Annotated in this window: 25 protein-coding genes; 20 read left to right on the top strand and 5 right to left on the bottom strand. The window is 32.0% G+C overall.

Translation table 11 applies throughout. From position 1 onward, the window contains the following. Window positions 1-261: 261 nt before the first annotated feature. The 6 genes from IEV77_RS09125 to IEV77_RS09100 all read left to right on the top strand — a co-directional run bounded on the left by IEV77_RS09125 (window position 262) and on the right by IEV77_RS09100 (window position 7,135). The gene (locus IEV77_RS09125) at window positions 262-834 is read left to right on the top strand and encodes a hypothetical protein (RefSeq protein WP_188464025.1); all 573 of its coding nucleotides are present in this window, start codon (window positions 262-264) and stop codon (window positions 832-834) included. Between the two features lie 22 nt (window positions 835-856). Further along, window positions 857-1,759 (top strand): SH3 domain-containing protein, encoded by a 903-nt coding sequence (locus tag IEV77_RS09120; protein WP_188464024.1) that lies wholly within the window; start codon window positions 857-859, stop codon window positions 1,757-1,759. Window positions 1,760-1,769: 10 nt separating this feature from the next. Then, window positions 1,770-2,804: a hypothetical protein gene (locus IEV77_RS09115; protein ID WP_188464022.1), complete on the top strand. Its 1,035-nt coding sequence runs from the start codon at window positions 1,770-1,772 to the stop codon at window positions 2,802-2,804. A gap of 96 nt (window positions 2,805-2,900) precedes the next feature. Next, the gene (locus tag IEV77_RS09110; RefSeq protein ID WP_188464020.1) at window positions 2,901-3,308 is read left to right on the top strand and encodes a DUF4345 domain-containing protein; all 408 of its coding nucleotides are present in this window, start codon (window positions 2,901-2,903) and stop codon (window positions 3,306-3,308) included. A gap of 38 nt (window positions 3,309-3,346) precedes the next feature. Continuing rightward, a complete protein-coding gene (locus IEV77_RS09105) occupies window positions 3,347-6,379 on the top strand; it encodes a ligand-binding sensor domain-containing protein (RefSeq protein WP_188464018.1) in 3,033 nt (1,010 codons plus the stop codon). 6 nt (window positions 6,380-6,385) lie between these two features. Next, entirely contained in the window at window positions 6,386-7,135 is a 750-nt protein-coding gene (locus tag IEV77_RS09100) for a LytR/AlgR family response regulator transcription factor (RefSeq protein WP_188464016.1), read from the top strand. A 397-nt stretch (window positions 7,136-7,532) separates the two neighbouring features. Here the strand turns inward: IEV77_RS09100 and IEV77_RS09095 are convergent, their stop codons facing one another. Together IEV77_RS09095 and IEV77_RS09090 are read right to left on the bottom strand one after the other, a co-directional pair. Next, complete coding sequence (locus IEV77_RS09095) at window positions 7,533-8,903, bottom strand: T9SS type A sorting domain-containing protein (protein WP_188464014.1); 1,371 nt, start codon at window positions 8,901-8,903, stop codon at window positions 7,533-7,535. A 111-nt stretch (window positions 8,904-9,014) separates the two neighbouring features. Next, a complete protein-coding gene (locus tag IEV77_RS09090) occupies window positions 9,015-10,532 on the bottom strand; it encodes a helix-turn-helix domain-containing protein (protein ID WP_188464012.1) in 1,518 nt (505 codons plus the stop codon). A gap of 517 nt (window positions 10,533-11,049) precedes the next feature. Here IEV77_RS09090 and IEV77_RS09085 point away from each other — a divergent pair. The 5 genes from IEV77_RS09085 (at window position 11,050) to IEV77_RS09065 (ending at window position 15,564) form a co-directional block, all read left to right on the top strand. Continuing rightward, complete coding sequence (locus IEV77_RS09085; protein WP_188464010.1) at window positions 11,050-11,715, top strand: DUF6962 family protein; 666 nt, start codon at window positions 11,050-11,052, stop codon at window positions 11,713-11,715. 200 nt (window positions 11,716-11,915) lie between these two features. After that, the gene (locus tag IEV77_RS09080) at window positions 11,916-13,433 is read left to right on the top strand and encodes a nuclear transport factor 2 family protein (protein ID WP_188464008.1); all 1,518 of its coding nucleotides are present in this window, start codon (window positions 11,916-11,918) and stop codon (window positions 13,431-13,433) included. Between the two features lie 191 nt (window positions 13,434-13,624). Continuing rightward, the gene (locus IEV77_RS09075; protein WP_188464006.1) at window positions 13,625-14,218 is read left to right on the top strand and encodes an STM3941 family protein; all 594 of its coding nucleotides are present in this window, start codon (window positions 13,625-13,627) and stop codon (window positions 14,216-14,218) included. 138 nt (window positions 14,219-14,356) lie between these two features. Beyond that, window positions 14,357-14,734 carry a DUF3703 domain-containing protein gene (locus IEV77_RS09070; protein ID WP_188464004.1) on the top strand — a complete coding sequence of 126 codons (378 nt, stop codon included), beginning with the start codon at window positions 14,357-14,359 and terminating at the stop codon, window positions 14,732-14,734. Between the two features lie 455 nt (window positions 14,735-15,189). Then, complete coding sequence (locus IEV77_RS09065) at window positions 15,190-15,564, top strand: GreA/GreB family elongation factor (protein ID WP_188464841.1); 375 nt, start codon at window positions 15,190-15,192, stop codon at window positions 15,562-15,564. Between the two features lie 123 nt (window positions 15,565-15,687). Here the strand turns inward: IEV77_RS09065 and IEV77_RS09060 are convergent, their stop codons facing one another. Both IEV77_RS09060 and IEV77_RS09055 read right to left on the bottom strand, forming a co-directional pair. After that, entirely contained in the window at window positions 15,688-16,473 is a 786-nt protein-coding gene (locus tag IEV77_RS09060; protein WP_188464002.1) for an ABC transporter permease, read from the bottom strand. A 4-nt stretch (window positions 16,474-16,477) separates the two neighbouring features. Continuing rightward, entirely contained in the window at window positions 16,478-17,395 is a 918-nt protein-coding gene (locus tag IEV77_RS09055) for an ABC transporter ATP-binding protein (protein ID WP_188464000.1), read from the bottom strand. Between the two features lie 452 nt (window positions 17,396-17,847). On the opposite strand from IEV77_RS09055, the gene IEV77_RS09050 reads away from it, so the two are divergent. The 6 genes from IEV77_RS09050 (at window position 17,848) to IEV77_RS09025 (ending at window position 22,433) form a co-directional block, all read left to right on the top strand. After that, the gene (locus IEV77_RS09050) at window positions 17,848-18,675 is read left to right on the top strand and encodes an RHS repeat domain-containing protein (RefSeq protein WP_188463998.1); all 828 of its coding nucleotides are present in this window, start codon (window positions 17,848-17,850) and stop codon (window positions 18,673-18,675) included. Between the two features lie 62 nt (window positions 18,676-18,737). Further along, window positions 18,738-19,307, top strand: coding sequence for a hypothetical protein (locus tag IEV77_RS09045; RefSeq protein WP_188463996.1), 570 nt, complete (start codon window positions 18,738-18,740; stop codon window positions 19,305-19,307). A 104-nt stretch (window positions 19,308-19,411) separates the two neighbouring features. Then, window positions 19,412-19,960 (top strand): ASCH domain-containing protein, encoded by a 549-nt coding sequence (locus IEV77_RS09040; protein WP_188463994.1) that lies wholly within the window; start codon window positions 19,412-19,414, stop codon window positions 19,958-19,960. 45 nt (window positions 19,961-20,005) lie between these two features. Then, window positions 20,006-20,446, top strand: coding sequence for a hypothetical protein (locus IEV77_RS09035; RefSeq protein ID WP_188463992.1), 441 nt, complete (start codon window positions 20,006-20,008; stop codon window positions 20,444-20,446). Between the two features lie 59 nt (window positions 20,447-20,505). Beyond that, window positions 20,506-21,108, top strand: a complete 603-nt coding sequence (locus tag IEV77_RS09030; RefSeq protein WP_188463990.1) for a hypothetical protein — start codon at window positions 20,506-20,508, stop codon at window positions 21,106-21,108. A 74-nt stretch (window positions 21,109-21,182) separates the two neighbouring features. Continuing rightward, window positions 21,183-22,433, top strand: a complete 1,251-nt coding sequence (locus IEV77_RS09025; protein WP_188463988.1) for an ATP-binding cassette domain-containing protein — start codon at window positions 21,183-21,185, stop codon at window positions 22,431-22,433. 134 nt (window positions 22,434-22,567) lie between these two features. Here IEV77_RS09025 and IEV77_RS09020 read toward each other — a convergent pair whose 3' ends face one another. After that, window positions 22,568-22,987: a winged helix-turn-helix transcriptional regulator gene (locus IEV77_RS09020; RefSeq protein WP_188463986.1), complete on the bottom strand. Its 420-nt coding sequence runs from the start codon at window positions 22,985-22,987 to the stop codon at window positions 22,568-22,570. Window positions 22,988-23,064: 77 nt separating this feature from the next. Between IEV77_RS09020 and IEV77_RS09015 the strand changes: the two genes are divergently transcribed. The 3 genes from IEV77_RS09015 (at window position 23,065) to IEV77_RS09005 (ending at window position 25,148) form a co-directional block, all read left to right on the top strand. Next, a complete protein-coding gene (locus IEV77_RS09015; protein ID WP_188463985.1) occupies window positions 23,065-23,763 on the top strand; it encodes a hypothetical protein in 699 nt (232 codons plus the stop codon). Between the two features lie 146 nt (window positions 23,764-23,909). Continuing rightward, window positions 23,910-24,572: a 3,4-dihydroxy-2-butanone-4-phosphate synthase gene (ribB, locus tag IEV77_RS09010; RefSeq protein WP_188463983.1), complete on the top strand. Its 663-nt coding sequence runs from the start codon at window positions 23,910-23,912 to the stop codon at window positions 24,570-24,572. Further along, complete coding sequence (locus IEV77_RS09005) at window positions 24,573-25,148, top strand: Crp/Fnr family transcriptional regulator (protein WP_188463981.1); 576 nt, start codon at window positions 24,573-24,575, stop codon at window positions 25,146-25,148. It begins immediately after the preceding gene. The last annotated feature ends 16 nt before the right edge of the window (window positions 25,149-25,164 follow it).

The following is a 25,164-nucleotide window of genomic DNA, read 5'->3' as shown; positions in this document are numbered from 1 at the left end:
ACAAGAAATAAAACAATAGGTTGTTTTGAGGCTTTCTAAAAATAGGAAGTTTATGAAACCTGTAAATCTTAAAAAATTTACAGGTTTTTCTTTTGTTATATATCCAATAAAACAGCCTGTAAAGAAGGTCTTAAACAGTCTAATAACAGTATATGCTACGAATACTAGATAATAGCCTACGAATACTAAAAGCGTCCAAATAACCCTTTCGTTCTCTCTTAACTTTGAGGTATAGAAACACAACAACCTAAATAAAATACCATGAAACAGTTTATCCTTCTTTTAATTACCGCTTTCAGTTTACAACTACACGCCCAAGAATTTATCCCAACTAATACCTATGAAGTAGCAAATAGATTAGAAACCAAGCAAGACGCTTATGCTTCAGTTCGTTTTGATATCGTGGCTTCAGAAGATGCCTCTTTAAAAATAGCAACCTTAAGCATCCTAGATCTGGATTTTTTTGAAGATATCACTATCAGTTCTCTTAAAAAACCAAACCTGGACAACATTAACGAAATTATCAAAGTAGAAATCAATTATAATTCATGTTGTAACCAAGTAGAAACCCATTATTTTATGGTAACAGAGACCAACGAATCTATTTCATTACCAGCAATTGAAAATGCGTATTGCGAAAATGCAACCTCCGAAATTCAATACATATTTCCGGCTCAAGAGCTTGGTAAAAATGCCATCATACTAAAAACAGAAGTCAGTTTTACCGAAAAACATACCATTAAAGACCATCAAATTCTACAAAGTTTTGCGTGGAATGAGGATCACTTTAATAACAACGAATCAATAGCCTATACAGGTATTGACAATAATTAATAACCCTTAAATAATAATCAAAATGAAAAATGTAAAAAACAGTATCCTAGGATTATGCCTAGTAGCCATGTCCACAGTGTTTGCACAAACAACACCAGAAGTAAATTTCGAAACCTCAAGTACCAACGTCAACAAAGTCTCGTATCAATACCTATTGGCAGACCATGTGTACTTACGTGAAAATCCGTCGATAAAAGGTGAAGCAGTAGCCTTATTACCTATTGGCACCAAATTAGTCATTCAAGAGAAAAGTAAAAATGAAGAGACCATAGATGGTATCAAAAGCAATTGGTATCGCGTGAGTATTGGTAACGATTCTGGCTGGGTTTGGGGCGGTTTAATTGCACAAAAAACCTTTGGTAGCGAAGCTAGTCACAACATCAAATTTGCCTATGGTTTTGAAAGCGCTACAGTAAATGAAGACGGGGTTTTAGAACAAAAACACCAGCTAAGAGCTTTTAAAAACGGAGTTCAAATTGATAAAATTGTTTTCGACGGACACCAAGCTACGGCCTTAGAAATGAAAAACATTGGGAACAAAGGTTTGTTTAATGTAGAAGACATTATCGCTTTGGATATTCCAGGTGCTAAAGGAACTGATCTAAAAGGTAAAATGTATATTTTTTGGAACAATGGCAGATTCGCTAATGTCGCTAGTTTAATAGATCATTCGGATGCTTCTTATACAAAAACAGAATCCTTTATTTTTCCTTCAGATATGGAAGGTGTCAAAAGTAGATTGGTTTTAGAAACCTTTATCACAGATCATTATGCCACAGCTAAAAATGATGTTGCTAAAGAAGACAAGAAACTAATTATCAGCCAATACAAATGGAATGGTTACAAATTAGTAAAAGTGGAAGATTCCTTAGAGCTCGCTGGAAATATGGAAACTAGTGAAAATAGAATCACTGATAACTTCTAAAAAAGTAGTAATGAAAATATATCACCTCATAGTGCTATTTATTCTAATGTTAGGTTGCAAGAAGCCGTTTTCGCAAACTCCGGAAACGGCACTTGCTTTCCCTATAGAAGATACAAAAGCAGAAGAATCTATCGCCTTTATTGCTGGCTTCGATGAAGATGACAACAGGTATTATGATAATGCCAAAAATTATTTTCAAGCAAAAAACATACAGGTTGTAGATAGTTTATTTTCTATAGCTGAAATTATAAGCTTCCTGAATAAAAACTCTAATAAAACATTCAAGAATATTCATATAGTAAGTCATAGTAATTCTTGGTTGGGAATGTCTTTAAAAACCATTAAAAATGGCGAACGTATCACTGTAGAAAGCTTATCTCATGCTAAAAATAACATGCCTCTTCTAAAAGATGATTTTAATTCTGATGCACAAATTGTTTTTCATTCCTGTGGGTTAGGAGAAAATAAAGAGTTATTAGAAGCTTTAAAACGCCTTTTTGTAACCCAAAACAGCTCACAAACTCCTAAAATAATAGCTTCTTCTTTTTTTAATGTCTTTGGAGGTAAATACGCCGGTCACTATTTAGCAAAACCCTATTACGGCTATTATCCAACGGCAGGATCTCCTGGACCATTAGCCCTTTCTAAAGAATTTGAAGCTTCTTATCCCAACACAAACATCGATTGGTTTACAGCCTTAAAAACAAGAGAAGAAACAAACCTAGGCCAAGTGTATAGTTATAAATTTAATATTCCAGTAGTATGGGAGTTTACCTTTAATGATCCTACAGAAATCCCTGAGCTTACAGATAGAGAGGCTATTATGGATTGGGTTTCCGAATCTCCAGAAATGGCCAGCGTAATCTTAAAGCTAAATATTCCTATTGAAAAATACCGTTGGAAAAGCGACATCCATGGTAACAAACTTAGTATTAAAGGAAAAACAACTGTGCTTTGTGTTTTAGAACCTATTTTGCAAGAAAATGATGCTACTGAATATAGAAGCCCCGAATTTAGCGATGCTAGTTTATATCACATATTATAAAGGAATGCCATAATTTTTTAAGCTGTGTTTGTTTATATTTGTTACAAGCAAGTTGAAAAATAATAACTCTAAAACCGAAACGTAGAAGTAAAGACTATGACAGAAAAAACAAATTGGGTTTTAAAAAACTTGCATCTTCTTATTTCATTATCGATTATAATACCAACAGCAATAATTTATAGTTCCCCATCAATCTTGCCAGAGCGTTTAGATATTCAAGTGAACACGATAGATCTTTCAAATATGTTGAAAGCTATTATGTGTTTATATTTAGGAGTTTCTGTTATTTGGCTTCTTGGAATTTTTAAAACCAAATATTGGAAAAGTGCAACCCAACTAAATATACTGTTTATGCTGAGTCTTGCCATTGGGAGAATATTAAGCATGATTGCAGATGGTTTACCAACAGGTGGCTATATTTTTGGAGTCATAGCGGAAGTTGCTCTTGGGTTGTTTTCAATTTATCAGTTGAAAAAATATCCATCAAAATTGAATTTATTATAAAGCAAAGGATTATTATCTAATTAAAACAAAATCCCCATTTGAAAAACCTCACAACATACTCTCTTTTATGCCTGCTTTTTATAAGCTCTTTTGTCAGGGCTCAAAATAGCCAGTTAAGGGCCTATGGTATAGAAGATGGGTTACCACAATCTCAGGTATACGATATTATTCAAGATGAAATTGGTTATTTATGGTTAGGGACTCAAGGTGGCGGCCTTTCTAATTTTGACGGCACAGATTTTACGGTTTGGAATGAGAATGATGGGTTGCTTTCAAATTACATTCAAGCTTTATATTCAACTAAGGACAGCCTTTATATTGGAACCAATCTAGGGCTATCCATCAAAACAAAAAATAGCTTTTCAAATTTTGAATGTCCTCAGATAAACCAATTTTTCAAGTCAGGAAACAAACTTTATCTAGCAACAAAAAAAGGAGTTTACAGCTATTCTAATTCAGATAAACTTAAAAAACTAAGTCTAAATGCAGAGATAGATTCCAGCATCGTAAATGGGTTTGTTTTTGACGGAACTCACTACTGGTTAGCAACTAATATAGGTTTATATAAAGCAAATTTACTAGATGGCAATACGCCTAAAATAGAAAAAATAGAAGCAAACAATTTTAGATCCCTTGTTTTCAGCCACGATAAAATTTTTGCCGCAACATATAGAGATGGTATTTTAATCTTAGACTCAAAACAAAAAGAAGTACCTCTTTTATTAAAAGAACCTCTTGGAATTAATAGCATGTCGCTTCATAATAAAAATGAAATATGGGTTGCTACTGATAATGATGGGATTACCATTATAGATTCCGAGAATTATTCAGAAAAAAGAAGCATAGATAAAACAACTGGCCTTTCGGTTTCTCATATTAGAAAAACATTTACAGACAGACAATCGAATATTTGGATAGCAACATCTGGGGGTGGTTTTTATAAATATTTCCAAAACAATTTTCAGCATTTTGATGCTAGTTCTGGTTTGAAAGGGAATCGTATTTATGCGGTACATCATGTAAATAATAGTATTTGGATCTCTAGTTCTGAGGCTGGTTTAACAAAAATAGATTCTTTAGGAATTCACGATATTCCTAAAATAAAAGGCTTTTCAAACGTCAAAATTAAAACCATAGCAAGCGATAATTATGGTACTATTTGGGCAGGATCAGATGGAAATGGGGTACTTCTAAGAACCACAAAAACAGTTGATAGTTTGGTTGTAGATGATACAGATTCTTTAAACATTATCACAAAAATTTCCCCAAAAACAGTCATTAAATATAAGGTGTACAACACAGAAAATGGCTTTCCCTTCGATTGGATTCGGAAACTGGTTAAAGGCCAAAATACCATGTGGGCAGCAACTTATTCTAGTGGGATTGTGGAGTTTCATTATAATTCGGATAAAGATAGTTTGGTTATTAATAACCTATATGGAACAAAATCTGGCATCACAGATTTATACATCAACGACCTGGCATTAGATTCCCAAAACAGACTTTGGTACGCCACACAATCTGGAAAACTAGGCTATCTTAAAAATGGAGAACATACAGCTTTAGGGGCTGTTTTAAATCAGAAAACAGCTATAAGAACCCTCTTGTTTCATCAAGATAATTTATTTCTAGGAACTGCAGGGAAAGGGATTTGGGTCTCAAAAACAGATGAAAATCCATTAAATTTCAAACCCTTAAATGGGGCTAAAAAAATGTCTTCAGAAAACATCTACCAACTAATCTTCGACAATCAAGGCTATTTGTGGGCAGGTACAGAACGAGGCGTGGATAAAATACAATTAGACCAAACCAATATCATAGAAGACATTTATCATTTTGGACGAAACGATGGCTTTCTGGGAATCGAAACCTGTTTAAATGCCGTGGATAAAGATGCTAATGGCCACCTTTGGTTTGGCGCCCTTTATGGTTTAACTGAATACATTCCTAGTGTAGATAGTAAAAGTACTATCAAGCCTGAAATCTATTTTAATGATGTGCAAGTCGCTTATAAAAGTGTCGATTCTATAAATCTAAAAACCTGGACCAATTCCAACAAAGTTCTCAAGTTAACTCCAGACCAAACCCAAGTAAGTTTTGCTTACAGATCTGTGGACATCGATCATCCCAATCAAATTGAATACAGATCCAGATTAAACAAAAATGCCTGGAGTCCTTGGTCTAAAGAAAACAAACAAAACTTTGCAGGGCTGGCTTATGGGGAGCATCAGTTTTCGGCACAATCGAGAAATTATAGATGGGAGGAAAGCACGCCCATAACATTCAACTTTTTTATTGAAAGTCCGCTTTACAAAAAAGCAGCCTTTCAATGGACAGTTATAGGTTTAGCTCTGTTACTTTTAGGGTTTTTCGGTTGGTTGTATATTAGAAGAATCCGATTAAAAAACAAAACAGATAAAGCCCAATTACAAATGCAAAATCATTTGCTGACTCTGGAACATAAAGCCCTCCAATTACAAATGAATCCGCATTTTATTTTTAATGTCTTAAACGGCATTAAAGGTATGGCCATCAACAAACCCGATAAGATGAATGCTACCATCAATAGTTTTGCGACATTACTTAGAGAAACCTTAAACAATTCTAGAAAAGATCAAATTACCTTAGCACAGGAAATTAAAACCCTAGAACACTATATTACCGTAGAGCAGTTAATGGCGGCAAAGCCTTTTACCTTTTCTATTACAAATAAGAGCCAATTAGATCCAGAGGAAATTCTGTTGCCACCCATGCTCATGCAGCCCTTTGTAGAAAATGCCATCCGTCATGGTATTTTAAAAGGTGACAAAGCAGGAGACCTTCAAATAGAATTTAGCACCACCGAGCACTATTTACATTGTAAAGTCATAGACAATGGGATTGGTATTTTTAAATCTCAGCAAACAAAAGAAAAAACTGATCACCAATCCATGGCGCTTACCGTTACAAAAGAACGCCTAGCATCTATTTCTGGAGAAAATGCGCTTCAGATTACAGAAATTAAAAATGCCGATGGTAGTATTGGTGGCACACAAATTACCTTTAAAATTCCTTTATTAACAGATTATTAGAGACCTATGCTTACAGCTATTATAGTAGAAGACATGATTGATGCTTTACAACTTTTAAAAAGCGATTTAGAAACGAGGCATCCAGAAATTGAAGTCATCGATACCGCTCAAAGTGTGGTAGAAGCGGCCAAGTTACTACGTAAAAAACAACCCGATATCTTGTTTTTAGATATCATGTTAGGTGATGGGACAGGCTTTGATATTTTGGAAATTTTTCCAGATTTAAAATCCAAAATCATCTTTGTTACTGCAAGTGATGAGTTTGCTATTAGAGCCTTTAAATTTGCCGCTATAGATTATGTTTTAAAGCCTTATTCTTATGAAGAGTTGGATCTAGCTGTAACCCGTGCTAAACAACAAATTCAACCTAATAAAGAGCGCTTAAACATTTTAAAGGAAACCTTGTCTGCACCAGAGCAAAAACCAGATAAAATTTCCTTGCATACACTCGACAAGATTATTATTGTGAGTTTAAACGATATTATCCGCTGCGAATCAGACAGCAATAACACCATTTTTTATCTTCAAGACAAACGTAAAATATTCGTTACCAAAACCTTGAAATATTTTGCCGACATGCTAAAGAGCTACGATTTTATCCGCATCCACCAAAGTCATTTGGTTAACTTAGATTACGTCAGTGAATTTATTAAAACGGATGGTGGCTATCTCATGCTTAAAAACGGCGAAAATGTCCCAGTTTCTGTACGTAAGAAAGCAGAGATTATTGAGGTTTTGGATAAGATGCATCGATGATTGCATAAGTTTTGTGAAATTGAATCAATAATTTGAATATTTAAACACGAAATAAATGTCTACAGATAGAAAAACAAGATAGGTGGATAAAGTCATGAATTATAACTGGAGAATATAGTAATGATAGTGAGTATCTTAGAGGTTTAGTTAGGAGAGATCAAGTAAAAAAAGGAGTCAGGAGCTAATCCCTCAACTTGAATTAAGACCTATTGAATTATGGTTTTATGAAATAGATAATTAAAGGATTGAAAGGAATGGGTTTAAAAGTTTCGAACTAATAAACCTTATCAGACTGAAAGATAGTTTGTGGATGCTACTAAGAAGTTTCCTATCTCAATAAAATATAAAATCCGTCTCACTGGTATGAGACGGATTTTTAATTACATAAAGCTGAATATTAGTGCTTCACAATTTTAAAGGTTTGTTTTTTGCCGTTAGCTAGCTCTACTGTCAAGATATAAAGTCCATTTGGTAAAGATGCCATTGCAATGTCTTCAGCGTGGGATGGTAAGCTCCGTATGCTTTGGCCAAGTGCATTCACTAAAGTTATTTTTTGGATATTTTCTAGAGTGTTAATGTGTAATCGATCCGTTACTGGGTTTGGATATACGCTCACATTAACAGATGCAAAATCTTCCACTCCAAGAGTTTCCTCGCAGTAGCCTGATACATCAAAAACCAAGTTAAAACCTGAAACTTCCGTCCAAGTTTCACCATCATATGATTCATAAGCGCTACCACCAATACCAGAAGTTGTTTTAGCCTCCCAAGCTAAAAAATCGGTATATTGAAAGTATACCACATCGCTTACTTCCACAAAATAATGACCTTCAGCAAGTTCTATAGGTTCGAACTCAAACTCCAAGTCTACCGCTACGACATCTAAAGGAAAACCATTATATGGCCAATAACCAAAAAAGTTTTCTGTAATGGGTGCTTTATTTTCCACAGAATAAACAATGTCTCCTGGTGCATCATTCACTGAATTTCTAATTTTGATACTCGCATTCACAACATTACCAATTTGAAGTGTGGAAATTTTTAAATGATTTAAGTGAAAGGTGGTGTTTTCAGCTACAAAAAAATCATCGGCCAAGCTTCCCGTCCTTAAGTTTAAACCAGTTTCGTGATTATTCGCAGTATGTTCTTGAGCACAAGCATCTCCATAATCTGGTTGTTCTTCACCGGTATCGGAACAAGTGCCACTAACCTGAAATACGTAATCATAATAAGAAAAACCTCCAAACCAAGGTTCATCACCAAAATTAGCATAATCAAAACGCCCTAAACTGGTCGTGTTTTCATCAGTAATCTCCCAAAACACATTGGATCCATCCGAGGTTGCTGCTCTAACTTGTAAGTAATATTTTCCTTTTGGTACATCAAAAGGCACCGGAATATCAAGTGTAATGGTATACCCATCAAATGATTCATTTTCAACCGTGAAAATTAATTCTTGATTTACTGGAACTACATTTTCAAATGTCTGGAAGGCCTCTCCAGGTTTTCCTTGTAAATCTTCTAAGAAATACACATTTACATAGGTAAGATCCTCTGTTCCTTTTAATACATTAATCGACACTTGTTCAACTGAAAATAGGGTTCCAAAAGGAATGTCGAAATCTGTGGCTCCCGAATATTCATAGGCACCACCTGTTGAAATGTTACTACCATTTATGGAGTTTTCAGACATTGTCCCATAAGAACAATCTTGTCCCATTGAAATCCAACCTGTCAGCAAACATGCTGTAAATAAAATTTTATTCATATTGTTATTTAGTTTTTGCTAAATATAATGCCAGTATCAAGGCTAACCTAAAAAAGACCTTTCAAAATCAAGGATTTTAATAGCTGTGATTAGTTTTTAAACAGCTATATATTAGCTTGTTAGTTCTGTTTTAGTAGTGTTAGAACTTGTTTTATTGGTTTCGCGTAAAAACGTGGAAGGAGATAGGCCAGTCACTGTTTTAAAAACCGTAGAAAAGGAACTATGAGAAGCAAATCCGCTTTCTTCCGCCAAATAGCTAATTTTATAATTCAAATATTCTGGATGTGTGTAGATTTTTTCGCAAATGTATTTAATGCGTAATTCATTGATATAAGCATTAAAGTTTTTCTCCTTGTGATTATTGATAATTTCAGAAAGATAGGAGGTATTCGTTTTTAATTGCACCGCTAATGTCGCTATAGTTAATTTAGGATTAGTAAACCTTCCTGATTTTTCAAATTTCTCTAGTTTGAAGAGAAGATCCTGTTCTACTGGATTTGGGATATTATTGCCTCCTCCTTTAATGGTGATTTTCTTCTCATCTTCAACCAAAGGATGCAACTTATAGTTTAAATTGCCAATAATATCCTCAAAAATAAGACGTTCTTTCTTTTTCTTATTTGCCAGATACAGTATGGTCAAAGTTAGCAGTATTAAAAAAGTTAAGCTGGCAATAATAAGGTTTTTGTTAGTTCTATCGGATTCAGAAAGCGCCAAAATATATTCTTTTTGTTCTGTATTTATAGCAGAATCGATAGCACTTAAGCCACTTAACTGAAGAGAGTCTCGAAGCTTAATAAATTTCTCATTGTAGTTATAATATTGCTCGTTATTTTCCAGTTTTTTATAGTTCTGTGAAAGTTCCTGATACATTTCGGATTTAAGCCTGATATCCGTAAATGCTTCATCCTGCAACATTATTTCGAGAGAATCAATTGCCTGTTGGTGCAAGCCTTTTTGTTTATAAACCCTTGCCATGGCATTTTTTATAAAAAAATTTAAGTCTACATTGTCATTCTGTATCTGTAATGCATTTTCCAAATACCACTTTGCAGAATCTGGTTCATTCAAATACACAAAAGAGTTACCTATATTATAAAATGATCTCCTATAATGGTAGTTCATCTTTTCATCTCGGGTGCTTATATTTTGGAATTCCTTGAGCGATTGCTTGTAGTTTTCCTTAGCCAACAGGTAATTCTTATTGTCATATTCTAAATTTCCAAGTTCTAAATAAGAAAGCCCTTTTAGAAAGTCTTTTTTGTCACCCACGGGCAACTCTTCAATTTCCTCAATGGCCTTGTTTAGATAATAAGAGGCTTTATCCTTTAACTTTAAATGTACGTATTGGTGAGCAAGCGATCCGTATATTTTGACAATCAATTCATGGTTACCAGACTTTTCGGCCATATTTTTTGCTTCAAAAAACAATTCGGTAGAGCGGTTCAGATCATTTTTTTCAAAATAAGTGATGGCCATTTTCCCTAAGATTCTTGCTTTTTGTTCATCAGAATTGCTAAGAGATAGGATACGAGTTCCCAAGAGAATGATACTGTCTGTTGTTGGTTTAGACTTCCCATACAGCTTCTGCTCTAAACTATCGAGCTCATTTTGCTCAATTTGCGCCATAACCAGGTTGGAAATGAGTAGGAAGCCAAAAAAAATGTATCGATTAAAGTAAAAGCTCTGCATGGGTTAAATAATTTTTAAAGGTATTAAAAAAACAAATCCAATAGGTTACTTAGCAGATGATTTTTCTTGAAGGGCTACAAGTATGCAATCAAGAAATATATTATTATGATTCCATTTACATACAACAGCTAATAAAAAAATGTTGGTGTTGAATACTCCGAATGATTAAATGAAAAACAGCTTACAGAGAACATTTAATACAGTTACTAATCTTTAATAACAATAGGTGTTGATGCTGTATTCCATATCAGCCCATAGTTGAATTGAATGACATAGGTGTACTTAAAAACAATATAGATTATGGCTTACAAGCTGCTAAGTTTTTTAACCTTTATTTCAGATTGTTTTTAGAAATCAAAGATTTAGTATCTTAGCTTTATAAGCTGAAAAAAGACAATTGAAAATATTCAATTAGTATACCTCATTAAAAACCGTTTAAAACAAAAGGAAGAAATTGTTAGACCCACAACCATCCATTGAGTTATTTGGACTTGTGTTATACGAGCCAGTAAATACATTAACAGATGTTTTTGTTTCCATCATTTGTTTCGTGGCTTATATAAAATTGAATGCATTACCTCAAAATTCTGAGGTCCAAAAGTTGTTTAAGTATTATTTTCTTTCAATGAGTTTGGCTACCTTTTTAGGTGGCGTATTAGGTCATGCACTCATACATTATTTGCCATTTTATATGAAGCTTCCAGGATGGATAACAAGCATGTTATCTATCGCATTACTTGAACGTGCTGTGATACAATATTCGAGAAAGTGGATTGATCCCAAAATAGGGGCCTTCTTTTCAAAATTGAACATTATAGAATTACTTGTTTTTTTAATTCTATCACTCGTAACATTAAACTTCCAATTTGTACTTTTTCATGCAGGATATGGAATGGCCATTATAGTAACAGGATTTACTGGTTTTGTTTACTACAAGGTAAAAAACAAAGGAAGCAAGCAAATATTAATTGGTGTGCTAGTCAGTTCTATTGGAGCATTCTTTTTTGTTTTCAAAATTGGCTTAGATAAATGGTTTAACCATATAGACATCAGTCATGTGTTCATGATGATGGCTTCAGTATTATTTTACAAAGGAGCTAGAAACCTGATTGAGGGGTGAATTGAATAAAAATGGAAATGAACGTGCGAAATTATAGTTCGGTTAAAAACTGATTTACTAATTCCGTAAATAATTAATTGCTAGTCGCAACCTACTTCCGAAATTTTTGAGAATGCCTGTCTACCGACAGAAATTTCCTATTCCGTTTATATTTCCTAAATTAGTGGTTTAACCAGGTAACCAACCAATAGGAATAGCAAATGAAAAAAATAATATATCTAACCTTATTTGCAATTTCTGTAAATCTTATGGCTCAATCCAATACGGAGGTTTTTTTATTGGATATAACAAGCACCAAGGATGTAATAGAACTGAAAAACCTTAAAAATATTTCAAATAGTGCCGGGTATGATAACCAACCCTCGTTTTACGACAATAATACGGTTCTATTCTCCTCTACAAGAAACAATCAAACCGATATTAAAAGTTACAATATAAGTACAGGTGAGCATTTTTGGATAACCAACACTTCTTTAGGAAGTGAGTATTCCCCATTAAGAATTCCAAACAAAGAATCTGTTTCCGCTGTGCGTTTGGATGATAATGGAGTACAACGATTATACCAATACAACTTAGCAACTGGAAAACCCGAAATAATTCTAAAAGATTTAAAAGTAGGCTATCATGTTTGGTACAATCAAGACATTTTGGTTTCATCAGTTTTAGTAGGAGATAAGATGGACTTAGTTATCTCTAATTTAAAGGATAATTCCAATCTAACGGTACATAATAATGTTGGGTGCTCCTTGCATAAAATTCCAAATTCAAATTTAATTAGTTTTATAAGTTATGAAAACAATTCATCTACAATAAAATCACTTAATCCTACAACAGGTGATATAAAAACCATAAAATCCTTACCCATTCCAATTGCCGATATATGCTGGTTCTCAGAAAATATAATTTTGATTCCCGATGGGAAATTAATTGCCCAATTCAATACTTCTAATGATAGTATGAATATATTACAGCATTTCAAAGAAGACGAAATAAATGAGATTTCTAGAGTTTCCATTAGTCCAGACGGTAAGCGATTAGCTCTGGTTTCAGAAGAATCACCAGTTACTGTAATCCAAAAACATGTTCAAGCATTTAACAATAATGATTTAGAAAGTTTGACATCCTTTTATGCCGATAATGTAATTGTTCAAAATTTCCCCAATGATACCCTTTATGAAGGCTACTCTAAACTAGATTCAGATTTCAGAGCGCTCTTATCAAATAATCCCAAAGCCAGTATTGAAATTTTAAAACGCATTCATAAAGGAAAGGTAGTTATAGATGAAGAACGTTTAAATATAAACGGTAAAGTCTATCATCGTGCTGTACTGTATGTAATACAAAACGGGAAGATAAACAGTAAGACTTTTATTCAACAAAAAGAAGAACTTCCAGAAGCAGAAGCTATTGTAGAGCAACAATTAGAAGCATTTAATTCAAAGAATATTGATGCTTTTGTTAAGACCTTCGATAGCGAAGTAAAAGCCTATGATTTTCCGAATAGACTTTATATACAAGGCGAAAAACAGTTACGTACAACTTTTAGTGATTTCTTTTCGCAAACACCTGATTTACATTGTGAAATTACGAATCGTATAATAATTGGAAGTGTAGTTATCGACGAAGAATACCTGACTGTTAATGGCGACAATTACAATGCGATTGCCATTTATGAAATAATAAACGGTAAAATTTCGAGAATGACTACTGTAAGATGAAAATTATTCCAAGTTAATAAATAATTGCTACAAACTTATGCCATATATAAAAAACACATAGCTTAGTGCTAAATCAAAGGAAAGGGCATACTTGCTTTCATCTAATTTTTAATCTAAAACCCTCTAAAACAAGCAAGAACGGTTCGGTTCACATATAAAACCCTTAGGTACATTTGAGAAAAAATAAGCTTATGAATGAAGAAATAATAATTCCATTAAACCGAAACAAAATCTTTTTGATATTTCTTGGTGCTTTAATATTCGTGGGTTGCGGAATTTGGTTTCTAATGGAGCCAGAAAAATTTGCAAATGGCTTTCGTCTCCCAAGAAGTTCTGAATTTATGCAGATTTTGGGAATAGTCGGAGTAGCTTTTTTTGGAATATGCAGCATATTCGCTTTCAAAAAATTATTTGACAAAAAAGCTGGTTTAATTATTAACAAACAAGGAATTACAGATAACTCAGGTGGTACAAGTATCGGATTAGTAAAATGGAACGATATAATTGGAATACGAATGGAGCAAGTCCACTCGCAAAAATTTATGATGCTTGAAGTATCAAATCCGGAGTATTATATTGACTTAAAAAAGAATAGAATTGGCAAAATGGCCATGAGAGCAAATTATGATAAATTTGGTTCGCCCATAAGTATTTCTGCAAATTCTTTGAAAATAAACTTCGCGAAATTACAAGCATTAATTGAAGAACAGTACAAGATAAACAACGAAATCAAGATAAAATCAGGTGCGGAAATAGAGATAGGAAAAGAGATTTTTACGAATTAATAGTATAAAGCTAGCTTGACGCCAAGCTTACTAACTTAGTGGCGTAACAATGCAAAAAAACCTTTGCCAAACTTGTTCCCCAAAATTGTCGGAAACAGAATTTTAGAACTACAAACGATTAGAAAACTTAATAAAGACATGAAATTTTATACGTCAATACCTGAAAGTTTGAAACCATATTATAAAGCAGAATTGGATAAATACCGAATTAAAAACTCAAACGGTGATTTAAAAAGTGCGTGGAATCATTTGGAAAGAGCGCATATTATCGGACAGAAATATCCTTTTGCTCATACCTTTGTTCATTGGAAAATGTTGCAATTCGGTATTAAAATTAAAAGCGGAAAAGAAATTATGGGACAAATTCCACGGCTTATTTTCGGAGGTGTGAAATCCTTTGTTGGAAAAATTCCAGTTGGAAATACTGGAGGTGCGAATGTTCCACCTTTAAAATCATTTCCAATTGAAAAAGAACTAGAGAATATTTTTGTGAAAGCAGGAATTAAATTAAACTAAAAAGAACTGCGCCCAACACCCAAAAATTAAAAAAATCGTCCGAATTCAAAAACTGGACACCTTAAAGGTAATTTAAAGAATAATTGTTTTTAAAGGACCTTAGTTGCTTTAATATTGCAAAGATTAAATATAATGATTAGCTTTGTAACTCGTTAATTTTAATACAAATGGTAGCAGTTTACTTTCTATATACTAAAAAAAACCGGTTAGGTTTAGCGCCATCATTATCTTACTTACATGACGATATTTTTTTAAAAAATTCAAAAGAGTTCATTAATTAATCCCTGTTACGACTCAAAACAGGGCACCTCTTTATTATTCTCAAAGATTAATCTTTTTTCTTCTTAACACGCCTATTAGTCATTAAAAACAGGAGCGCAATATACTGCACACTATTTTGAATGATTGGGTCAAAACTACATGGTATTAGGAAGGGAATCCAAAAAAAAAATATGATGTCAAATAATGTAATTTTAACAACTGGAATATACGATATGATTAAAGATCATGTTCGAAGAAAAAAAGTAACCAAACAAGAAGAAGAATTATTACTTCTAGAATTAAAAAACGCCCAACAAGTACTTAGACGAGACTTACCAAACAATGTTGTTACGGTAAACAGACGTGTAAAAATTAAAGATCATACGGACAACAAAGAAAAAGAGTACATGTTTGTGGCAACCACGAAAACAAACAATAAAAAAGGGAAATTATCTATTTTATCAGATGTTGCCGTCGCTACAATTGGGAGACAAGCAGGCGATATAATAAATTGGCCTTTTAAGGATGGAGAAAGAAAACTAGAAATTTTAATGGTTGAAAATATCTAACCTTCAAAATCAAGAAAAAGAGTCTTTGTATTAATACAAAGGCTCTTTTTATTTAAAATAACTACTGCCAACAAAGTACAGTGTTAAAAAATAAGTAAAAGTCTTTAATAATTTACTATTTGCTTATTTAATATTTAAGGTCTTAATGTTGTAATAACCAAAAGCACTTGTTATTAAAAAGCACATGATACTAAATATAGTAACAGAGGAAACACCAAAAATCAAGGGCATTTTATCACCTAGAGAAACTGATAAAACACTAAACGAATATGGAAAATAAATGGATAGTTGTGGCGCTTGTGAAACAATGATTCCAATAATGGCTAAGAACATTCCAAAGCCTAAAGGAATAACAAAGTTCTTAAACCTGAAACTTAACCAAAATTGAATACCAATAATACCAAAAGAAGCCACAAAAGATGTCATTAACATTTTTAGGTATCGCCAATGTTCTGGCGGAAAATTTAAAAACCCTAAATCTGGGTAAACAAAACCTAATAAAACACCTGATAAGAGAATTGCTATATAGTAGTATACATATGTAATGATGATGGCTAAAATAACAATGCTTAATTTCCCGAAATAGATGCTCCATTTGGGTACAGGTAGTGCAAATAAATGTTTTATTCCTAAAGATTTATGCTCTATTTGCATAATCAAACTGGTAATTAAAACAATAAACATGGGTATGAAAAAGGGAGTAGAATTTGCAATTTGAGTCACCATAAATTTCTCCCATGGATTTATTCCTGCTAATGGCACTAAAGTTTTACGCTCAAAAATGTAAGCTACAATAAATAAGATAGGAAAAAGGACGGCACTAATAATGGTAAGCCAAAAAGCAAAGGTTCGTTTTAACTTAATAAGTTCATTTTTTAAGCTTGCGGTATAATATAATATTGCTGACATACTATTAATTTTCGGTTAATGATAAAAAGAGTTCTTCTAAATTGTTCTTAATCGATACTTGATAAATATTAATGCTTTCAGCTCTTAAAATATCAATCACCTCTGTAATTTCATTTTTATTTTTTACTTCAATTTGTATAAAACCATCAAGCAACGAAATGTGTTCCATTTTCAAATCCTTAAGTGCAGACAACGCTTCAATAGGATTATCTACTTCTATTTCAACTTTGATATTTGTTCCTTTAGATTCTTTTAAACTCGCCACAGTATCTTGATATAACATCTTACCATTCCTAATAATACCAACATGTGTACAGGTTTTTTCTATTTCACTTAACAAGTGACTTGAAATAAAAATGGTTGTCCCAAACCTTTTGTTCAAGTCTTTAATAAGGGTACGCATTTCTATAATTCCTTTCGGGTCTAATCCATTTGTTGGCTCGTCTAAAATAATGAGTTCAGGATTACTTAATAAAGCAATTGCCAATCCTAAACGTTGTTTCATTCCTAGTGAATATTCTTTTATCCTTTTGTTTCTAGCGTTGGTTAGGTTTACAATCTCTAATACTTCTAAAATTCTACTCGACGAAATATTTTGCCTGTAATTAGCGGATATTTTCAAATTATCAATGGCATTTAAATGCTCATATAAAGACGGATTCTCTATCAAGGCACCAACTTTATTTAAAACTTTAAGTCTTGATTGGCCATTAAAGAGTTCACCAAAAAGAACAACAGTTCCAGAGTTTTTCTTCAAGAGACCAAGAATAAGACGAATGGTGGTACTTTTCCCTGAGCCATTTGGACCTAAAAAACCATAAATACTTCCTTTAGGAACTTTAAGCTCTAAGTCTTCAATATCTTTCTTGTCTTTGGAATATGAAAAATTGAGATTTTTGGTTTCTACAACAAGTTGATTCATTTCTAAAATTTAATGGGTTGGTATATTATTAGAACGATTAAAGAAGGAAAATGTAACAAACTAACTAAATAAAGCAAGTCTGATTTTATACCTTTTAGGGAATAAGACGAGCACAACAAAGCTTATAAAAAATGGTTAGAAACTATAAGAAGGAAATAAAAAAAAAGATACTAGTTTTAATATTATTAGGAGTAATGTTCTTTCGTAATACAGAAAAAGCAACCCCAATAACAAGTAAAATCCTTTAATTGGTAACTAGCTCACCTTTAATCTCTTGTTAAACAAATCGGTATTTGGCATTCTCAAAGAAAACAAAAGAAAAAATAGTAGAGTAGGGGTTTCTGTAACCAGTGTTTTATAAAGTAGTGTAAATTAGTATGGTTAACTCTGTTATTTTAGAATGGTTATATTTATAACTTGTATAACGATTTTTACATCATATGATCAAACCAATGAAATTTATATTATTAATCGGAATGCTAATTTCATTTTCCGGAACAAATCTTATCGCTCAATCAACTATAGACAGTCTTAATCCAAAAATTAAAATGGAAAAACAAGTCTTGTATAAAGTTGAAAATGGTGAATTAAAAAACCGTAAAAATCTATTCGACTCAAACATTAGTTCCTATATGGTTTTTGACAAAAACGAGAAATTGATAGAAAATGCTCAATACGAACAAGACGGTTTACTTTATGAAAAAACTGTTTATGAAAGAAAGGAAAACGGAGATGCCCTAAAAGCAACAAAAAAGAATTCATTGGATGAAATAAAAAGTTATTGGACTTACGAATACGATTCAAATAATAATATGATTGAAGTCAAAACTTATGATTCGGAAAATAAGTTAACTAAAATTCAATCTAATAAGTATGACGAAATTGGAAATAATATAGAAATGTTATTAAAAAATCCTGATAGCAAAAATGGTTGGAAATATATTTACAATTATAATTTCGATAATAAAAAAATTGAGCAATATAGATATAAACCGGATGGCAGTTTAAAAGATAGAAGGACATATGCCTTCGACAATGATGGAAATGAGAATGTAGAAATTAAATTTAATTCTGATGGCACTTATATAAAATTTGTATCTGAATATGATGAAATGAATAATCTTACTGTTCAGAACTGGTTTAATGAACAAGATGAAGAAACTCATCAGACTTCTTTCGAATATGTTTATGACGAAAATGGAAATTGGATTACAAAAAAAAGGAGTTCTAAAGGTGTTTTGAGTATGGTTTGGGAAAGAATGATTGAATATTATGAATAATAAAATACGCTAACACAAGTAAGCACTTTTAATATCCAAAACCGTTTTCAAAAATTATATAAATGAAAAATATTTTAATACTGATTTTAATTTTCACAGTTAATATAACATCTTCACAAGATATGTTTTATGAAACTATCTGTAATTGTATAAATCAAATTAAAGACAAATCAAATCAAAGTAACCTAGTTTATCAAACCGAAGACTGTTTACAAAAATCAACTTCAGACCATCCCGAAATAGTCGAAAAAATTCTAAAAGACTATGTGGATGACAATTCTGAACTAACTATTGAATTCGCGGAAAACAATTCTTCTGAAATATTATCCGAAAAGCTTAAAAACAGATGTTCTGAATTTAAAGAAATTGATTCTTCATTAAAAACACAACGAGTTAATTCCGAAAACATTATCGAAATGGTGGCTGATAATATTTGTATAGAACTCAAAAAAGAACCAAATTTATCACAGCAAATCCTTAGTTCAATTACCAAAAAAAGCATTCAAAAATATTTAGTTAGTATTTATGGGCAGTATAATCTTAAAGATAGTTTAGAGTTTAAAAAATTTAATCATGATTTAAAATTAGAACTAATGGAAAACTGTGATTTACAATATAAAAGTAGAAAATAACTTTTTTCAACACTCTATATAAAAAATGCGTAGTTTAGTGCTAAATCAGTGGAAAGTAGGCTCTTTTCATACTCAAATCCGTTGCCATTAATACAAAAGAAACCATGAGGCATCTAATAATAATTCTAATTTTATTTAGCTGTAAATCCGAGACAAAGAATAACACGAAATCTCAAGTAGAATCGGAGAACAAAATTGATAATTCAGTTTACGAAATGTGGAACAATTTCACAAAATCAAATCCCGAATTTATAAAAGACGAACTACCAGAAGCAGAATTTTTTCACGATAATGAAAAAGACGCAAATCGGTTAGCGGCATTAATTATTAATGGAAAAAAGAAAGCAAGTTCTGGATTATATATTTGGTATAAAGAAGCAAACGCCGACTTACCAAAAATTGGAAAAAAACTTATTGTAACGGATTTTAACGGTAAAGCACGAGCGATAATTGAGACTAAAAAAGTGGACACAATTCCATTTAATCAGGTTTCCAAAGAATATGCTGCATTAGATATGGGAACTGAAATTGAACCACTCGAAAAATGGAAAAAAGCACATTGGGATTTTTTTGCAAGTACCATGGAAAAACCTACAGAGGAAATGCTTGTCGTTTGCGAAAGATTTGAAACGATTTGGACAGAGAAGGACTAATGGCAACAAAGTAAGTTGTTAAACGTATATGATTTAAAAAAAACAATGATTAAACAAATCATAATTTTAATAGTGTTGCTTCAAATATCAACATTAAGCTACGGTCAAAAAAACAATAAAATAATGAAGATTGAAACCATAGAACTTTTTCAAAAAAATATTAAATACCCTTATAAGGCATCAGAAAAAAGAAAAATGACTATTCTAAATAACATGAACAAGTTAGAAAAAGGTATGACTATGGAGCAGGTAATAGAATTAATGACTTTGCCTGATGATGTAAATTTAACGTACAATTTCAAGAAAGCTAAGTCTGATAATGTTACGGGGTTTTCCTTAGTTTATATACTGAGAAGAAATATAGAATCAGGTAGTGTTCTGGAAAAAAATGAAAAACTTTTAGGAATTCATTTTGATAATTATGAAAAAATTATTTGGTCTTATTCAATTGATATCGAAGAATTTAGAGCCATTGAAAAAGAATAGAACACCATAGTTAACTTAGTTCTTAATACCTTACCATAGGCAAGCAGGTTTCCATTTATATGAAAAAACTTATATTATGTATCTTTATTTTTAGCCCCATGATTATTTGTTGTCAAAACAATCAAATAAAGGAAATTGTATTTGAAGGAGAAACTACTGAAACAAATAGGTATGTTAACATGCTCAAATTGAAAGACCAAAATGCTTTAATTATTCAAATTGGTTATTCCAGTTATCCTATCAGAGGACTAGAATCCGATCTTGTTGTTTATATGAATAATGGACAGGTTAGATTATATAAAATCTCTGAACCTATTAATGATCAATTAGAAACCAAAGTAAAAAGAGTAGGGGTTAAGAAAAGTGAATATAAACTGTTTTGGAAATTTTTAAACACCTGTATCAGCCAAGATAAATTTAACATCAATAAACCCAGACTTAATTTCGAGGATGCTAATTTGCAACAAGTCATCTCTGGAGGGAAAACTTATCATTTCAGGCTCTATCAAAATAAAAAATATATAACTTATAGTTGTTTTTTACCCAATATAGATATGCCTCTAGAATCTACAGGTTTTGAGGAAAAACAAAGGCTCGTGGCTTTAATGGAAGACTTTGAAAGTATAATTAAAAACATTAATGGTAACAATACCAATAATTAATACGGACTTGGGTCTTTAAGCTCTTATAAGAGATTAACAGTAATTCAACATTTACCTCCTAAATTCGAAAAAATATGAACCCATCCCGTAATCATTATACAGTTGAAAACACTAATCTTTCACAACAAGATAATTGGTTACCTCGTTTATTAAGAGGATCATTTAAAATACCAGGATTAAAAGGAAAAACAGGTGTTTTGTTTTCAAATTCTATTTTAGAAAAATTTATTTTAGCGGAAGAAAAACACGATATCTTTGAATTAACTTCTGGAAAAGACAGAAGGCTTAGAACATTTTCCACTGGTGAGCAGAAAAAGTTATTACTTTCATTTTTACTTCAACAAAACCCTGATTTCATAGTCTTATCTAACCCTTATGAAGGCTTAGATAAGACTTCTGTATCCATGTTAAAAGAGCAATTAATATCTTTATCTATAAAAATACCTACTGTATTTATTGTCAATAGGCAGGATGATTTATTATCAATAACAACACATGTCATTGAATTTAATAAAGACGAACTTAAAGCAATGATACCTATCAATGAATATCATTCTAAAAAGAGTGCTTTTCTTTTTGATAAAGAAATCCCGCCAGCAATAACAGCGTATAAAGATATTCCTGAGGTGTTAGTGGAACTGAAGGGTGTAAATGTGAGTTATAATGACATTCCCATTCTTCATGATATAAATTGGTCGATAAAAAAGAATGAATTTTGGCAATTAACAGGTCCTAATGGATCTGGTAAAACCACTCTGCTATCTATGATTTATGGGAATAACATCAAGGGTTATGGGCAGGAAGTATATCTTTTCGGTAAGAAAAAAGGCAGTGGTGAAAGTGTTTGGGATATAAAACAGCGAATTGGGTATATTAGCCCTTCTATGTTGGAATTGTTTAAGCTAAACCATACGGTAGAGCAAATGATTATTTCAGGATTTTTTGACAGCATAGGTTTGTACCAAAACCCATCTACTTTACAAAGTAACACGGCAGCTAAGTGGATGGAAGTATTAAATTTAAGTGAAGAAAAAAGTACCCCTTTTCTAAAATTATCAGCAGCTACTCAACTATTGATACTAATAGCAAGAGCTATGATTAAGCATCCACCTTTGCTAATCTTAGACGAACCATTAATTAATGCAGATGATGAAGGTGCAAATCTGATTATTGCGTTAATAAATAAAATTGCAAAGGAAAGTGAAACAAGTATTTTATTTGTTTCGCATCGGCAGGAGTCAAATATTCAAACCGATTTCACTTATCAGCTTTGTCCGTCACCAAATGGTTCTGTAGGTAAACAGAAATCACATCTAGCATTTTAAATGAAACCTCATAATTCCGGGAAACTAAAATAAAGTGCCTGCTTTTTATTATTGAATTTTTCGTTCCTAAAACACTCTGACACACGTGCGTATTTTTCACATCCAAAACCCTTGTATGCCCTAAGAAATCAGCATTATTGGAAATTAAGCACCATAGCATTATAACTATCTTCAACCGATTGAATAATATAAGACTTATCTGAATTCAAACCTTCTATATCCTTTATTTTATTAAATTCTCGCATATTCGTATCGCCCCATAAACTGAATTCAACGATTATTGGAGTTAATCGAATTCCTTTTTCTGTCAACAAATAAATATTCTCTTTTTTATTTTCAGGTATTTTTGTTTTGGATAGTAATTTATAAGATTCCAATAATTTTAATCGTGCAGACAAAATACTTGGCGCTATCTTTTCGTCCGAATCAGATATTTCTTTAAACGTCTTTTTATGTTTAATTAACATATCTCTAATAATTAACAAAGACCATTTATCACCTACAACATCTAATGCCGAAGAAATTGGACAGCCAGAGCGAAATTCTTTTTTCATCTTTTATAGATTATTACTATTAATTCGATAGTAATATTTACTTTTGCTATCGAATTGAAAGCAAAAATACAAAAATTATGTTAGCAGGACATTTTACAACCGCATTAATAGCCAAACAAAAGTTCCCAAAAGGAACCCTACTTTATTTTTTAATTATCTCGCAATTACAGGATATATTGTGGTTTACTTTCCATTATTTAGGACTTGAACCTACTGCCCCAAATGATGCTTTGGATGCAACTTTAAGTAACATGGCAGTAGATATGCTATATAGCCACGATGTGTTGCCTCTATTGTTTTGGTTAGCTATGGCGTTTGTAATTGGAAAATTATTATTTAAAAGCACACTAATAGGATTAGTAAGTATGGCTTTAGTTTTTGTACACTTTGTATTAGATTTCTTTTCTGGTCATATGCACCATCTATTTGGAGCAGATACAATGGAAGCTGGTCTTGGTTTGTATGCTTCTAATACCTATTTAGCTATTTTAATAGAAGCAATCTTCAGCATTGCTGTACTTTGGTATTTCTTTAGACAAGAGGCAAAAAAAGGAATGATACGAACTACTAAAAATAAAGTAGCTATTATTTCTGTTTTCGCTTATGGAATTATTTTCATGTCACTAATTGCAACGCGCTCCTTTAGAGAGCTTTTAAGTATTCCTGAATTTGATCTAGGATTTAACACCAATATGCCTACCCTGATTTTTACTTATGGAGCAATGCTTTATTGTTTAAATTATTTTATACCGAAATTTAAGACATCGCACCAGTAGCACCATGTCCTAATAATAAAATACCGATTATGAGTAAAAGTTTACTTGAGTATGTAAGAAATAGATTCATTTATTGACTTAGGTCAAATAGTTTGGCTTAAAACAATATTAGTTTTGCTAATCGAAAAAATAAATATAAGTTAAAAATGGAATTAGCAGAATTAGATACCATACAAACCTCTACTACCGAAAGTATAGAAAGATTAGAAAAAGCATTAATACATATTCGAAATGGAAATGGCGTTATTTTAACTGACGACAAGAATAGAGAAAATGAAGGGGACTTGATATTTTCGGCTCATAACATGACCAATAATCACATGGCACTTATGATTAGAAAATGTAGTGGTATTGTTTGCCTTTGTTTGACAAATGAAAAAGCCGATGCACTTAATTTACCCTATATGGTAAAGGAGAACACAAGTAGTTTTCAAACCCCTTTTACAATCACTATTGAAGCAAAAGAAGGTGTAACAACAGGAGTTTCTTCCAAAGATAGATTAACAACAATACAAGTTGCTTGTAATGAAAAAGCGAAGAGCAATGACTTAGCGAAACCTGGTCATATATTTCCATTAAGAGGCAATAACAAAGGCGTACTAGGAAGAAAAGGACATACCGAAGGTAGTATCGATTTAATGAAACTAGCAGGCTTACAACCAGAAGCAGTACTGTGCGAATTAATGAACGATGACGGAACAATGGCAAATTCTGCCACAATCACAGCATTTGGTAAAGAGAATAATTTGATGGTCTTATCAATACAGGATATTATCCATTATCGTAAATTTGTTAGAGACTACAACTAAATGACAAATAATACAGAACTCACTAATTTCATAAAAAAGAATATTACTATTGAAGATGAAGATTTAAAAATCATTTTGCCTTATTTTAAAACCATAAAAAAAAGTAAAAACGACATTTTACTTGCTACTGGAAAAATTAGTCAGGTTAGTTATTTTGTAAAAAAAGGGTGTCTAAGATTATTTTTCATAGATGATAACGGAAAAGACGTTACCCGTTATATTGCATTTGAAAATCAATTTGCTACAGCACTTGTTAGTTTTATAACAAATGAACCTGCCCAAGAAACAATTCAAGTTATTGAAGATAGTGAGCTCTTATTCATCACGCACGAAGACTTTAGGCATCTTATGAAAATTATTCCCAAATGGAAGGATTTTTATACGGTCTATTTAGAAAAAGCCTATGTTAATAGTTCAAAGAGACTCATGTCCTTTACCACTTTAGATGCTTCAGAAAGATATAACCAATTATTTAAAATTAACCCAAATATTGTGAAACGGTTACCTAATAAAATAGTAGCTTCTTACATAAACATATCACAAGAAACATTAAGTAGAATAAAATCTAAAGTCTGACCATAAAATTTAAAAG

Source organism: Xanthomarina arctica (assembly GCF_014638915.1).
GTDB lineage: Bacteria > Bacteroidota > Bacteroidia > Flavobacteriales > Flavobacteriaceae > Xanthomarina > Xanthomarina arctica.
The sequence above is the reverse complement of the archived record's forward strand: the minus strand, read 5'-3'. Positions and strand labels throughout refer to the sequence as shown.

Excerpts from the sequence above, each read along its gene's own strand:
- IEV77_RS09120 (WP_188464024.1), top strand. The coding sequence starts at position 857 with ATGAAAAATGTAAAAAACAGTATCCTAGGATTATGCCTAGTAGCCATG.
- IEV77_RS09095 (WP_188464014.1), bottom strand. The coding sequence starts at position 8,903 with ATGAATAAAATTTTATTTACAGCATGTTTGCTGACAGGTTGGATTTCA.
- IEV77_RS09040 (WP_188463994.1), top strand. The coding sequence starts at position 19,412 with ATGAGGCATCTAATAATAATTCTAATTTTATTTAGCTGTAAATCCGAG.
- IEV77_RS09060 (WP_188464002.1), bottom strand. The coding sequence starts at position 16,473 with ATGTCAGCAATATTATATTATACCGCAAGCTTAAAAAATGAACTTATT.
- IEV77_RS09115 (WP_188464022.1), top strand. The coding sequence starts at position 1,770 with ATGAAAATATATCACCTCATAGTGCTATTTATTCTAATGTTAGGTTGC.
- ribB (WP_188463983.1), top strand. The coding sequence starts at position 23,910 with ATGGAATTAGCAGAATTAGATACCATACAAACCTCTACTACCGAAAGT.
- IEV77_RS09080 (WP_188464008.1), top strand. The coding sequence starts at position 11,916 with ATGAAAAAAATAATATATCTAACCTTATTTGCAATTTCTGTAAATCTT.
- IEV77_RS09070 (WP_188464004.1), top strand. The coding sequence starts at position 14,357 with ATGAAATTTTATACGTCAATACCTGAAAGTTTGAAACCATATTATAAA.
- IEV77_RS09065 (WP_188464841.1), top strand. The coding sequence starts at position 15,190 with ATGTCAAATAATGTAATTTTAACAACTGGAATATACGATATGATTAAA.
- IEV77_RS09020 (WP_188463986.1), bottom strand. The coding sequence starts at position 22,987 with ATGAAAAAAGAATTTCGCTCTGGCTGTCCAATTTCTTCGGCATTAGAT.
- IEV77_RS09090 (WP_188464012.1), bottom strand. The coding sequence starts at position 10,532 with ATGGCGCAAATTGAGCAAAATGAGCTCGATAGTTTAGAGCAGAAGCTG.
- IEV77_RS09075 (WP_188464006.1), top strand. The coding sequence starts at position 13,625 with ATGAATGAAGAAATAATAATTCCATTAAACCGAAACAAAATCTTTTTG.
- IEV77_RS09030 (WP_188463990.1), top strand. The coding sequence starts at position 20,506 with ATGAAAAAACTTATATTATGTATCTTTATTTTTAGCCCCATGATTATT.
- IEV77_RS09035 (WP_188463992.1), top strand. The coding sequence starts at position 20,006 with ATGATTAAACAAATCATAATTTTAATAGTGTTGCTTCAAATATCAACA.
- IEV77_RS09015 (WP_188463985.1), top strand. The coding sequence starts at position 23,065 with ATGTTAGCAGGACATTTTACAACCGCATTAATAGCCAAACAAAAGTTC.
- IEV77_RS09055 (WP_188464000.1), bottom strand. The coding sequence starts at position 17,395 with ATGAATCAACTTGTTGTAGAAACCAAAAATCTCAATTTTTCATATTCC.
- IEV77_RS09110 (WP_188464020.1), top strand. The coding sequence starts at position 2,901 with ATGACAGAAAAAACAAATTGGGTTTTAAAAAACTTGCATCTTCTTATT.
- IEV77_RS09125 (WP_188464025.1), top strand. The coding sequence starts at position 262 with ATGAAACAGTTTATCCTTCTTTTAATTACCGCTTTCAGTTTACAACTA.
- IEV77_RS09050 (WP_188463998.1), top strand. The coding sequence starts at position 17,848 with ATGAAATTTATATTATTAATCGGAATGCTAATTTCATTTTCCGGAACA.
- IEV77_RS09045 (WP_188463996.1), top strand. The coding sequence starts at position 18,738 with ATGAAAAATATTTTAATACTGATTTTAATTTTCACAGTTAATATAACA.
- IEV77_RS09100 (WP_188464016.1), top strand. The coding sequence starts at position 6,386 with ATGCTTACAGCTATTATAGTAGAAGACATGATTGATGCTTTACAACTT.
- IEV77_RS09005 (WP_188463981.1), top strand. The coding sequence starts at position 24,573 with ATGACAAATAATACAGAACTCACTAATTTCATAAAAAAGAATATTACT.
- IEV77_RS09025 (WP_188463988.1), top strand. The coding sequence starts at position 21,183 with ATGAACCCATCCCGTAATCATTATACAGTTGAAAACACTAATCTTTCA.